Raw genomic sequence first — 12757 nt, forward strand, 5'->3', positions numbered from 1 at the left:
GAGGCGGCGGATGGAGGACCGGGGGTTTGGAACGGTCCTCCATCCGCCGCCTCGCCCCGCTTTCCTGCTGGGAGTCTCAGGCTAAAGGGAATTAAAAGCATTATTATGAATTGGTGGGTGGATTATTTTTGTTGAGGGTAAAAATAATGAGAATAACAACGCTATAACCAATGATGGCTGGCAAAGAGGATTCAATTCCAAAAGCACCGCCGGTTAATAAGTAAGATTTTGATTTCAATGCATAAGTAAATATTGCTGATCGGGGGTTAACACTAATTTCTAATATGCCGCCGATTATTACAAGGTTCCATATTCCGTGTACAACGGCACTTGACCATATGGAAGAACTTTGTATTGTAATCAAAGAGAACATGATTCCAACAGCAGTACCCGCAATCACCAGTATGAGAATATCGATTGCATTAGGGGCTTTCATATTAAAAATATGTAATAGTCCGAACAACACTGACGGCGCCAAAACCGCAATGGCTTTTCCCCAGCGCAGTTCAAGTATATGCATGATCAGACCTCGGAAGATAAGTTCTTCTGTAATTCCTGCCACAAGGCATGTCCTAAAAATTGCATTCCATATGATTTCTATTATTTGTTCATTGTTCAATTCAGACACATGAAATATGCCAGGCGTAAATAGAATAAAAAAGCTGGATACTGCAACGGGAAGGACAACAGCACATAAAAACCACGTAATAATATTTTTTGGCTTGCGTATACGAAAATCATGCAATGGCAATTTGAGTATTTTAAGTATGTAAAAAATAGTGAGCGATATCAAAACGATAATTGTTAATAACGCCCGAATCGCAACTACTGCTAAGATTGAAGGTTCCATCTTTACGATAGAAAAAAACAAATCCACAGGAAGGGATGCCAATATATTGCCTGCAAACCAAATTACAATACCCATCAATACATGAAAAATTGTCTTTAGTCCCCGTCTGTCATGTTCTAAATCTACTAATGAATTTCGCATGAAATTACCCCCCTATAAATAATAAAATCGTAAATCATATTTTATTATACCAACAAACTAGAAATAACACATACTTTTTTCGTTCCACCTATCCAGACGGTCAATAAATGGGGAACCCTAAAACCATTGACAAGCTGGATTTTTGCCGTGGCATTGCGCTGCTAAAACAAAGAACAGAACAAAAGCCCTAAGGGTTTTTTCAACCTCTTCTATCACTCTGTCTTATAAGAAAAAGGCAATAGCTCCTTGGCTCCAATCTTTTTGTTCTCTCCATTTACTGAAAGGATTACTTCACATTCCGGCATGTAATCGTGCAGTATTTGACGGCAGTTTCCGCATGGAGGTATAATTTCTTCTCCATCTTTTCCGCGAACCGCAACAATTGTTTCAAAATCCCTTTCTCCATGGGTAATAGCAGTTCCAATTGCTACCTGTTCTGCACATGCCCCATGCAAAGAATAAACATTTACCCCAACGTATATGTTGCCGTTTTTACACCGGATTGCTGCTCCTACCGTATGATTGTAGTTTTCTTTATCATAGTTTAAATGGATTGCTTTTTGCGCTTCTGTTATTAACTCATGATCTTTATCTGTTAATGGGTACATTTTTATCCGCCCTTTCAAATTTTGATTGGTTGATCCGCGTCCCATCCACCGGAGGGAAGCGAATATACAACTGGTTTTATCATTCTAATATGGGCGCATGAAAATGTCAAACAGCCGTGTAAAAACAGTTCATTTGGTGTAAAATTGTAGTAACGCATGAATATGTAAATATAACTAGGAGGGAACGAAATGGAGCAGATTTTATACAATGGAACGTTTTTGACCATGGATCCGGGCTGCCGGGAGGCGGAGGCAGTGTTGGTTTCAGAGGGCATGATTAAGGCTGTGGGGAAGTTTGAGGAAATCTGCGCCCTGGCGCCGGACGCCAAGAAGAAAGATATGGAAGGACACACGGTGCTGCCTGGATTTATCGATGGGCACTCCCACATTTCCGCGGTGGCTTATCAGCTTCTGATGGCGGATTTGAATCCGCCGCCTACAGGGGACTGCAGTTCGGTAGAGGACGTGATCAGGAAGATGAAGGAATTTTTGGCTTCCAGAAAGCTGGCTCCAGGGCAGTGGCTGATGGGGATGGGGTATGACAACAGCGTATTTCCCGACGGGAAGCACCCGACGAAAGAGGATTTGGACCAGATCAGCCGGGAACATCCGGTTGTGATTCTTCACGTGTCCGGCCATCTCTGTGTTGTGAATACAAAAGGGATGGAGCTGATGGGATATGTGGGGGATCATTTTGCGGTTCCTCAGGGCGGCGTTGTGGAAAAGAGCGGGCTTTTAAAGGAACAGGCATTTTTGGGATCGGATAAGATGGAAGGCCCATCCCCGGAAGAGGTGATCCGTTCAGTGGAAAATGCCTCCCGCCTCTATGCGTCCTATGGGATTACCACAGTACATGACGGAAAAGCCAGAATGTCGGAGTACAGGCTTTTAAAAGCCGCCGCCGAACAGGGGCTGCTATGCAATGATGTGGTCATCTACTTTTCGCCGGAAGCCGCTGAGGAACTTCTGCCCCATCAGTATCCGGCTCTGAATGGTTATCATAACCGGCTGAGGTTTGCGGGTATGAAGCTGTTTTTGGACGGTTCGCCTCAGGGGAAGACGGCCTGGCTTTCAAAACCTTATTATGAAGCGCCGGAAGGGGAAGGGAAAAATTACCGGGGATTTCCGGTGCAGACGGAAGAAGACGTGATGGGGCTGATGAAGAAGGCAGTGGAAAATCATTGGCAGATCAATGTCCATGCCAACGGGGATGAAGCGATTGAGCAGATGATCCGCTGCTATACGAGAACTCTTGAGGAAACAGGGTGCAGAGAGAATTTGAGGCCGGTAATCATTCACTGTCAAACGGTTCGGGAAGATCAGTTGAAACGGATGAAAGAGATCGGCATGATCGCCAGTTTCTTTTTGGATCATGTATATTATTGGGGGGATTATCATTATGAATCGGTTCTGGGGCCGGAAAGGGCGGAACGGATCAGCCCCCTTAAATCGGCTCTGGAACAGGACATTTCATTCACGCTTCACCAGGATTCTCCTGTGGTGCCGCCCAATGTCCTGTTTTCCATCCACAATGCGGTGAACAGGAAAACTTATAAAGGCAGGATTTTAGGAGAAGACCAGAGAATCAGCGTTTATGAAGCCCTTCAGGCGGTCACCATTCACGGGGCTTACCAGATATTTGAAGAGGATAAAAAGGGCAGCATTACTCCGGGAAAATGTGCCGATTTTGTGGTGCTGGATCAAAATCCGGAGAAAACGGCGCCTGAGCGGATTAAGGATATCGCTGTTAAAGAGGTGATAAAAGAAGGTAAGACAATTTTTACAGCCCCTGGCCATGACGGAAATGCTTGACCCTGGGCATTTGGCTAACGTATAATCAAAATATTATAAAAGGACGGGAGCTGAGTTTAGGATGGGAAAGATAGCGCTTCTGGTTTCCAGGGAAGAAATGCTGTATCAGGCGCATAATATCCTTCAGGAGAAAAAATATGAGATCAGTGAAATAAGGGTGGTGCAGACCCGGGATACCATTGTGGAGGCCAGACAATCCATTGCCAACGGGGCTTCCATCATCATTGCCCGGGGCCTGCAGGCCTCGCTGATTAAACAATATACGGACATTCCCGTGGTTGAAATTGCGCTTACGGCTCAGGAAATGGCCCTTTTGGTGGTAAAAGCGAAACAGATTGTGAAAAAGCCCAAACCGGTGATCGCGGTTGTGGGCTTTAAGAACATGTTCTGCGATATGTCGTATTTTGACACCCTGTATGATATTGAACTCAGGACGTATTATTCGGACAACAGTTCCGGCCTGCGGGACGCGTCCCAAAGGGCAGTTGAGGAGAAGGCGGATCTGATCATCGGAGGGGACACGACTGTGGAGGTGGCCACCAAAGCCCATGTGCCGTCGCTGTTTTTGTCCACCACGGAAGATTCGCTGAAGACTGCATTTGCCATGGCTGAAAGCATGGATTACGCCATGGGGGTGGAGAAGAAAAATGCGGCCCAAATGGAGACGCTGCTGGATTATTCCTACAGCGGAGTGATAAAACTGGACGCTGAGGGGCTGATTACAGCGGTCAACCCTCTGATGGAGGATATTCTGGGCAGCCGGGAAGAGGAGCTGACGGGGAAGCGGATCACGGACGTGATCGTGGATCTGGATGTGGACGCGGTATACCAGGCTCTCAGTGAAGGGGAGGAGTATTCTTCTTTTATTGACGCCAACCGGACGTCCTTATTCGGTGTTCTGGCCCCTGTTTTGATTGAAAACCGGGTGGACGGAGCTATTCTCACCTGCCATAAGATGAGGCGGCGCCAGTCTGTGGAGGTGGAATCTAAAAAGAAACGCCGTTTTGGCGGACAGATTGCCCTGGGAAAATTCCAGGATATACTTCAGGAATCAAAGGCCATGCAGGAATGCGTACATACGGCCAAACTTTACGCCCTTTCAGAGAAGCCGGTTATGATCATGGGCGAGCCCGGAAGTGAAATCCGTTTGATCGCCCAAAGCATCCACAATTCCAGTTTGAGGAACGACGGGCCGTTTATGGATGTTTCCTGCTGCGGAATGGCGGGGGAAGACCAGACGGACTTGATTTTTGCCGATAAAGGGGCGGCAGCCCAGGTAAATGGGGGGACGCTTTTTATCGAAGATGTGGATCAGATGACCCTTGAGAACCAGTACCGGCTGTATCAGTTGATCCGCTATAAACGCAGAAACAGCAGGGACGGCCTGCAGACGTCCCACACGGATGTCCGGGTGATGGTGTCTTCCGGCGCCCCGCTGGAACCGGTGGTGAACCAGGGGAAGTTCCGAAAAGATCTGTATTATCTTTTAAATGGGCTGGTGGTGTCCGTTCCTCCCATCAGGAACCGGGAAGAGGATTTAAAGCAGAAGATAACGGACTGCATTAAGGAGGGCTGTGAACGGTATTCCAGATATCATGTGCTGACAAACGGCGCTTGGAGGATTTTGATGGAATATGGCTGGAAGGGGAATCTGCTGCAGATTGAATCATTTTGTGAGCGTTTGATCCTGACATCGTCCAGAAGATCCATTGACGAAATCGCTGTTAACAGGCTTCTCAGGGAACTCTATCCTGAGACAGAGGAAGAGGAAGTGATGGATGGAGATCAGATTTTCGCGTCGGTTTCCGAATCCAGAGAAGCGCAGAGGATTGTAAGAGCGCTGAAAAAGTGTGGCGGCGACCGGATGAAGGCGGCCGCGGAGCTGGGGATCAGCAAGACTACGCTTTGGAGGCGGATGAAGCAGTATGAGATTACGGAGGGATGATGCGCTTGGAGGGTGAGAGTACATCTCAGAGAGAAGCGCCCATCCCAGAGAAAAGTGCCCATCCCATTTGCCGATGGGTGGGCGCTGATTTTAGCGGTTCCTATTTTGGCTCGGAAAGCCAGAAAAGGTGATAATTAAGCTGTAAAAGAAATCCGTATACCGAGTTACTTATTCATCTATTTGTCTATTTATTTCAGCAGGATTCCCGGAGATTCCGCCGATTTCAACGATTGTGCCCAACCCTTCTTTGCTCCAGAGTTTCATATAACCGCTGGGATAGGCCAGGCGGATTCGCTGGCTGATATTTTTTAAGCCGATGTGGCGGCCGGAGCTTTCTACCTGGTCGTCTGTAATGCGGACGCGGAGTTCGTTCAGGGTTTCAGGCGGCATTCCCAGGCCATTGTCTATGATGTAAAAAGCCAGGGACTGGGGTTTCTTTTTTATCTTGATTTTGATCTTCAGTTCTTCCGGCGATGAGAGGCCGGAGTGGGAGATGGAGTTTTCGATGATGGGCTGGAGCAGCAGGCGCAGCATGGGCATGGCCAGAACTTCCGGCCCGTATTCCCAGATGACTTGGAACTGTTCTCCCAGACGGCAGGACTGGAGATCTATGTAATTTTTCGTCGCATCGATCTCTTCCCGGACGGTAACCTTTTTCATGGGTTCATCCAACGCGTAGCGCAGGAGCTGGGACAGGGCCGAGATCATGTGGTTGGCCGGAGTGGGCCGTCGGCCGATTTTCAGCACTTCCAGGTCAATGCTCTGAAGGGTATTGAACAGGAAATGAGGGTTGAGCTGGTACTGGAGGGCGGAAAGCTGCGCTGTGGAAAGGGCATATTTCTTCGCGTCCAGCTGGACTTTCAAATAGGTCTGCGACATGAACAGGTTGATGATGTTATTGATGATATTCAAATACGCGTGGTTTTTCATTTTCACGGGAGTGAGGGGCTCAAATTCCCCTTTTTCCGCATGTTCAAACAATTCTATGATCTGGAAAATCTGTTTATAATCCCGCATGGTATAAAAATACGCCAGGACAGAGGACAAAAGGATGCTGAGCAGTCCGGCGGCCAGCGTCAGCTTTAAGATGGTATTGCTCAGCTTAAAGACCTCTTTCTGGGGGATGAGGGACTGATACCTCAATTCATACACGCCGGGGAAAACTCCCGAATTATAAAAGTATCCGTCCACGATGGAGTCTGCGGGCGTGTTATTTTCAAAGAATGCGGCCGCCTTGGGCAGCAGTTCATCGTTTTTATTGGTGAAAAGCACCTGCCCGTTGGAATCGGTGATGAAAAGCCCCTGGCCATTATAAGAAGCGATGGAATCCAATAATTTATTAAAATAATCCTGGCGGATGTTAACTGCCATCAGTTCATTGTATTTGAGCTGCTGGTACACGGTGACTACGGGGATTGTATGGGTGTCGAATTTATTTTTCTTGACATTGCGCACTTTGATGGCGGCAGCACCGCCTGCTTGGGGCGCACCGCCAGCTTCTGGCGTTCCGCCAGCATCAGGCGCACCGCCAGCATCAGGCGCACCGCCAGCATCAGGCGCACCGCCAATATCAGGCGCACCGCCAGTATCTGGCGCTTCGTCGGCCCAGGAGCTGTCTGCGGCCCCCTGAAACGTTTCCCGGTAGATGCCGTTTATAAAATAAGGGCTTCCTTTGATGGTGAGGAAAACGGACTGCAGGTAGGGCTTCGTGCTCTGGGCGTAATACAGGCTCTGCATGGACTGGGCCAGCTTTTCCAGATCGCCCGTACCGGCAGAACTGGTTCCCAGAGCGCTGATTAACGCCAGATGAAGACGGGAATCGGAGTTTACGGACACCTTATAAAATTCCAATGTGCCGGTCAGTTCCTCCATGTATTGGGCCATCAGTTCCGTGGTGGATCTGGTTTTTTCCCGGGCTTCTTTTTTTACCTGCATGTTGATGTAAAAAATGGAGAGAAAGGCGAAAATGCAGATGGGAACCAGGGTAAGGCTGATAAACATTCTGAATTTGGATGCAAAATACTGGCGTTTCATAGGCGTTCATCCTGTTCACGGAATTCCCGGGGAGTTTTTCCGCAGTACTGTTTAAAGGCGCGGGAGAAATTCTTAGGGTTGTCGTACCCCACCTCTGCCGCCACTTCATATGTCTTCCTGGTGACATCCCGCAGCAGTTCCGCCGCTTTTTCCATCTTCACATCCAGAAGATATTCTGAAAAATTGATCCCTTTTTTCCGCTTAAATATTTTGGAAAGGTAGTTAGGGCTTAAACTCACTTTTATGGATGCCTCTTCCAAAGAAGCGTCCCTATAGTGCTCCTTCAAATACTCAGTGACCTGATCCACAATCTGGTCGTAATATCCCGCAAAGGGCTCGTCGATCTTTTTAATCCCTTTTAACAGATCCAGGTTTTCTTTGATATCCGTAAAGACCTTTATGATATCCTCATATTTTACCGGTTTTAAAATATATTCTTTGACCCCGAATTTGATTGCGGTACGGGCGTATTCGAATTCCGCATATCCGCTCAGCAGCACAATATTGATCTGCGGGTAGTCTTTATAGAGCTGTTCAGCCAAGGTCAGCCCGTCCATCTTAGGCATCCGGATATCGCTCAGCACGGCGTCTGCGCAGCATCGCTTGATATAGTCGAGGGCGCTTTTTCCATCCGGCAGGACGGCGGCCACCTGAAAGCCCAATTCTTCCCATGGATAACAATAGGCCAGCCCTTCCCTGATATTCTTTTCGTCGTCGACAATGATTAAGTTATACACCTGACTTCCCCCTGTTGTGTTAAATGATGTAACAGTTCAGACCTGCTGCAAAATGATTGATAATGATACCTTTTCACCGCTGGCAGTTCTTTTCATAAAATGCATTTAATTATATCATGATTATATGAGATTCGACAATAAATGTAAAGCAACTGGAAAATCATGGAGGAATCGTGTGAAAAATAAGCGTAATAGTTCAGACCTGTCTGAACTGTTGCAAATAAGCCTGATGGCTCGTTTTTCACACCCAAATTTGTGCCGGAGCCACAAATTTGAATCGCAGCTGAGAATCTGAAATTCTCAGCGCGTGCCTTCGCAGCGCAATATCTGCGCAAAAAACGCTCCGGCAAGGAGGAATCGTATGAAAAACAAAAACACGGCGTCGAGGCCGAAAAAACAGTGGAAACTAAAGGATTTCAGGGGGCTTTTTTATATTTCGCCCTGGATTATCGGTTTTTTATGTCTGCAGCTCTATCCATTTTTATCCTCTCTTTATTATTCATTTACCCAGTACAATGTATTGGGGGCGCCTAAGTTCATCGGGCTCAACAATTATATCAGGCTGTTTACCATTGACCCTGATTTTAAAAAGTCCATATTGGTGACCCTGGAGTATGCGGCCATATCCGTTCCGGCAAAACTTTTGTTCGCATTGCTGATCGCCATTGTGCTGAATATGAAGCTGAAGGGGATTAACTTTTTCAGAACCGTCTATTATATCCCGTCCATTCTGGGCGGCAGCGTGGCGGTATCCGCGTTATGGCGGCTGATGTTCATGTCCGACGGCATTTTGAATAAGCTGCTGGCTTTGATCGGCCTTCCGGCCGTAAACTGGCTGGGGCAGGGGGGCACGGCCATGTTCACCATCTGTCTTTTGCAGGTGTGGCAGTTCGGTTCTTCCATGGTGCTGTTTTTGGCGGCGCTGAAACAGATTCCCATGGATCTGCACGAAGCGGCCAGCATCGACGGCGCGGGACGGGGCAAACGGTTTTTCTATATCACCCTGCCCATGATCACACCGATTATATTCTTTAACCTGATCATGCAGTCCATCAATGCCCTTCAGAATTTTACCTCCGCGTTCGTCATCACCAACGGAGGACCGTTAAAATCCACATATCTGATCGGCATGAAATTATATACGGAAGGCTTCAGCAACTTTAAAATGGGATACGCGTCCGCGATTTCCTGGGTGCTGTTTGCCATTGTACTGGTGTTCACCATGTTCATCTTTAAATCATCGGATGCATGGGTTTATTATGAAGATGGAGGTGACTTCTGATGAAACTGGAAAAAAAATATAATGTACCGGCCTATCTTTTGTTGGTTGCAATTGGGGTAGTTATTACGTTTCCTTTTATATGGATGATTTTTGCCTGTTTTAAGACGAATGCTGAAATCCTGGGCTCCACCAAACTGCTGCCTTCTTCTTATTCGTTTGACGCGTTTATCAAAGGCTGGAACGGCGTGGGAAATATCACGTTTGCCACGTATTTTAAAAATACGTTTCTCATGGTGGCGCCAACCGTGGCCCTCACCGTATTTTCCTGTTCCTTTGTGGCCTATGGATTTGCCAGATTTCGTTTTCCTTTTAAAAAATTATGTTTTGCGCTGATGATTTCCACACTGATGCTTCCTAACTCAGTGATTATCATACCGAGATATTTGATCTTTAATAAGCTGGGGCTTTTAAATACATACTGGCCGTTTTATCTGCCGGCGGCATTTGCCTGTTTTCCGTTCTTTATCTTTATGATCATTCAGTTTTTAAGGGGTGTTCCAAGAGAACTGGATGAGGCAGCCTATATAGACGGGTGTTCTTCCCTGCGGCTGTATTTTAGAATTCTGCTGCCTTTGATTAAACCGGCTTTATTTTCGGCAGGGCTGTTTCAGTTTATGTGGACATGGAATGACTTTTTCAATACCCTGATCTATATCAGTTCGGTAAAGAAATTCCCGGTATCCCTGGGGCTTCGCGCGTCCCTTGACACCGCGTCGCAGGTACAGTGGGACAAGGTGATGTCCATGTCGTTAATCAGCATATTACCGCTGATTGTATTATTTTTCTTTGCGCAGAAGTATTTTGTAGAAGGAATCAGTACCACGGGATTAAAAGGCTAAATCATCTGCACCGTTACTAAAATCCCGCGCAGGCGGCAGAAAAGAGGAATAGAAATGAAAAAAACGATCCATTTTGAAATTGTATCCAGATACCGCAAAGACCGTGAACCGGCAACCACTGCGGTGCCCTTTGGACAAGGAGAACTGAAGCCGGAAGAAATCCGGTTTCTGACAGTAAATGACGGAATGAAGCAATGCCAGGCCCAGTTTAAGGCCACGGCTTACTGGGGGGACGGTTCGGTGAAATGGCTCCTGATCCATTTTCTGGCTGATCTTCCGGAAAATAAGGAAACAGACTTTTACCTGGAATCATCAAAAGGCGGAATCGAGGCGGTACAGGAAAATACGGTGAGGATTTTGCAGGAAGGGGAGCACACGGTTCTGGATAACGGGGCTGTCCGTGTGGAACTGGCTGCGGCGGAAAGCTGCTGTATGTTTGAGAGGATTGTTACGGCAGACCATATTTACGGAAAAGATGAGATCACAGGCCCTGTTCTGACGGACAAAGAGGGCCGGGAATATGTGATTGAACTGGATCACAAGGGGTGGGAGATCATAGAGAGCGGCCCCGTGAGGGCTATGGTACGGGCCAGAGGGAAACACCGGGGAGCGGACCGCAGATGGTTTGACTTTTCCCTGATCCTGACTTTATGGGCGGGAAAACCCTGGATGAATCTGGATTACCAGTTCATCAACTGTGAAGACGATCCCCATGCATCGATGCGCAAACAGATGGAGCTTAACAATGAACAGGCCGGGCTTAAATATGACAAGGACTATCCTTATGAGGAAATCCGATCCATCCGTCTGTCCATCCATCCGTCAGGGGAGAAAAATGGAGTGAAACACGGCATTTACACGTCCAGTTTTAACTTCCATTCGGAAAAGGCCACGGAGAAGGAAATCCTGTCGGAAGTGATCACAGCCGATACCGTGGTGAATACCGCCAATGAGATGTTCCCGGAGGTGCTGTTCAGCATATTTACGGCGGATTGGAACAATGAAACATACGCCCTTGCCGCAGGAATTTACCAGGCCTACCAGAATTTCCCCAAGGCGCTGGAAACGTCGGGAGAGGGGATTGAGATCAATCTGCTGCCGGATACCGGGCATCCGCTGAAAGTGCCTCAGGGGGTGGCAAGAACTTCCAGATGTTATCTCTATTTCCATGAGGTAGAATTAGATGACAGAATGCTGGTGGACAGGGCTCACCAGTTTGAAATGCCGGCTGTGCCGGTGCCGGATTCTTCCTGCTATATGGATTCGCGGGTGTTCGGGCAGTACGTGTCGGATCATTATCATTTTGCGACGGAGCGTTTTCTCTACCGGTATGTGGATTCCAGGGCAAAAGGGCTTGGAATGCTGAATTTCGGGGACGGGCCGGAATGGGAGTACATTAAACAGGGGCGTTCCAAAGGGGAACTGATCTGGATCAATAACGAATATGATATGCCTCATAATTTTATGATCATGCTGGCGAGAACCGGTGACCGGAGGTATTTCGATTATATGAAGGCAGCGGTGGAGCACTGGTACGATGTGGATCTCTGCCATTACAGCAACCAGCCCAACAAGCAGGGGCTTCTGTATACACACAGCGTGGATCACATCAGCGGCCAGCCGGTGCCCAGCCACCAATGGGTGGAAGGGTTCCTGGACTATTATCACATGACAGGCAATCCAAATGGCCTGGAAGCGGCCAAATCCATCGGAGAAGGGCTTTTGGGACTGATGGAGCTGCCCATTTACCATACGACGGCTACGGTGGAGCCCAGGGAAATCGGCTGGGCCATGCGGACATTTGTGGCCCTTTATAAAGAAACGTATGAGGAAAGATGGCTGGATGCCTGCCGTCCCATCGTGGATGTTTACATAAAATGGGCGGAGGAACAGGGGACCTGGACCACGCCGTACCCGGATAATTATCTGGACCGGGTTCCGTTCATGATGCACGTGGGAATTGTGGGGATGTACCAGTTTTATGAAATCTGCCCCACTGAGAAGGTGAGAACCACCATCGTCATGGTGATCGGGGATATCATCCGCCACTGCTATATCAAACGGGCGGACATGTTTTTCTGCAAACAGCACCCCTCTGTCCGTTTCCTGAATCTCAACGGCATGGTTTTAGAAAGCCTGGCTATCGCCTATGAACTGACTGGAAATACCGGATATATCGAAAAGGGGCTTGGCATGTTTTCCTGGATCACGGTGGAAAACCAGCCGCCGATTTATGATTTCTCAAAATATAAAGAGAATGAGTACACGGTGGTTTACAACTGCCCCGCCGGGCCAAAGCGGTGCGCTCAGACCCTGCTTCCGCTTCTGCATTATTACCGTTATGCATTTGACCTGGGTTTTATTAAAAACTAAGTAAGAAGTGATACCTTTTTGTGGTTTGAAGTCATATTGTGGAAATTTAAAACTTGTTATAATGGCTTTATCAGAAATAACCTGAATTGGTTACAGGAGAAGAAAGTTGCCGTTTGACGCGGCAGAAGGAGGCATT

Annotated in this window: 9 protein-coding genes; 5 read left to right on the top strand and 4 right to left on the bottom strand. The window is 47.6% G+C overall.

Going from position 1 to position 12757, the window contains the following annotated elements:
* Positions 1–103: 103 nt before the first annotated feature.
* Complete coding sequence (locus GPL15_RS16155) at positions 104–991, bottom strand: type II CAAX endopeptidase family protein (RefSeq protein ID WP_215699721.1); 888 nt, start codon at positions 989–991, stop codon at positions 104–106.
* A 212-nt stretch (positions 992–1203) separates the two neighbouring features.
* On the bottom strand, positions 1204–1599 hold the full coding sequence (locus GPL15_RS16160) for a cytidine deaminase (RefSeq protein ID WP_215699722.1): 396 nt from the start codon (positions 1597–1599) through the stop codon (positions 1204–1206).
* A 189-nt stretch (positions 1600–1788) separates the two neighbouring features.
* Here GPL15_RS16160 and GPL15_RS16165 point away from each other — a divergent pair, with 189 nt between their 5' ends.
* Together GPL15_RS16165 and GPL15_RS16170 are read left to right on the top strand one after the other, a co-directional pair.
* Positions 1789–3411 carry an amidohydrolase gene (locus GPL15_RS16165; protein ID WP_215699723.1) on the top strand — a complete coding sequence of 541 codons (1623 nt, stop codon included), beginning with the start codon at positions 1789–1791 and terminating at the stop codon, positions 3409–3411.
* A 61-nt stretch (positions 3412–3472) separates the two neighbouring features.
* On the top strand, positions 3473–5356 hold the full coding sequence (locus GPL15_RS16170; RefSeq protein ID WP_215699724.1) for a PrpR N-terminal domain-containing protein: 1884 nt from the start codon (positions 3473–3475) through the stop codon (positions 5354–5356).
* Between the two features lie 168 nt (positions 5357–5524).
* Here GPL15_RS16170 and GPL15_RS16175 read toward each other — a convergent pair whose 3' ends face one another.
* A complete protein-coding gene (locus tag GPL15_RS16175; RefSeq protein ID WP_215699725.1) occupies positions 5525–7390 on the bottom strand; it encodes a histidine kinase in 1866 nt (621 codons plus the stop codon).
* Positions 7387–8127, bottom strand: coding sequence for a response regulator (locus GPL15_RS28065; protein WP_215699726.1), 741 nt, complete (start codon positions 8125–8127; stop codon positions 7387–7389). Before GPL15_RS28065 ends, GPL15_RS16175 begins: the two co-directional genes overlap by 4 nt.
* A 361-nt stretch (positions 8128–8488) precedes the next feature.
* Between GPL15_RS28065 and GPL15_RS16185 the strand changes: the two genes are divergently transcribed.
* Genes GPL15_RS16185 through GPL15_RS16195 form a run of 3 tightly spaced genes read left to right on the top strand, consistent with a single transcriptional unit; the run spans position 8489 to position 12621 of the window.
* Complete coding sequence (locus GPL15_RS16185) at positions 8489–9409, top strand: sugar ABC transporter permease (protein WP_215699727.1); 921 nt, start codon at positions 8489–8491, stop codon at positions 9407–9409.
* Positions 9409–10248, top strand: a complete 840-nt coding sequence (locus tag GPL15_RS16190) for a carbohydrate ABC transporter permease (protein WP_215699728.1) — start codon at positions 9409–9411, stop codon at positions 10246–10248. Before GPL15_RS16185 ends, GPL15_RS16190 begins: the two co-directional genes overlap by 1 nt.
* Before the next feature lie 54 nt (positions 10249–10302).
* Positions 10303–12621 (top strand): hypothetical protein, encoded by a 2319-nt coding sequence (locus tag GPL15_RS16195; RefSeq protein WP_215699729.1) that lies wholly within the window; start codon positions 10303–10305, stop codon positions 12619–12621.
* Positions 12622–12757 lie beyond the last annotated feature (136 nt).

This window comes from Clostridium sp. MCC353, assembly GCF_018785315.1.
Classification (GTDB): Bacteria; Bacillota; Clostridia; order Lachnospirales; family Lachnospiraceae; genus CHH4-2.

Excerpts from the sequence above, each read along its gene's own strand:
- GPL15_RS16170 (WP_215699724.1), top strand. The coding sequence starts at position 3,473 with ATGGGAAAGATAGCGCTTCTGGTTTCCAGGGAAGAAATGCTGTATCAG.
- GPL15_RS16155 (WP_215699721.1), bottom strand. The coding sequence starts at position 991 with ATGCGAAATTCATTAGTAGATTTAGAACATGACAGACGGGGACTAAAG.
- GPL15_RS16165 (WP_215699723.1), top strand. The coding sequence starts at position 1,789 with ATGGAGCAGATTTTATACAATGGAACGTTTTTGACCATGGATCCGGGC.
- GPL15_RS16195 (WP_215699729.1), top strand. The coding sequence starts at position 10,303 with ATGAAAAAAACGATCCATTTTGAAATTGTATCCAGATACCGCAAAGAC.
- GPL15_RS16160 (WP_215699722.1), bottom strand. The coding sequence starts at position 1,599 with ATGTACCCATTAACAGATAAAGATCATGAGTTAATAACAGAAGCGCAA.
- GPL15_RS16175 (WP_215699725.1), bottom strand. The coding sequence starts at position 7,390 with ATGAAACGCCAGTATTTTGCATCCAAATTCAGAATGTTTATCAGCCTT.
- GPL15_RS16190 (WP_215699728.1), top strand. The coding sequence starts at position 9,409 with ATGAAACTGGAAAAAAAATATAATGTACCGGCCTATCTTTTGTTGGTT.
- GPL15_RS16185 (WP_215699727.1), top strand. The coding sequence starts at position 8,489 with ATGAAAAACAAAAACACGGCGTCGAGGCCGAAAAAACAGTGGAAACTA.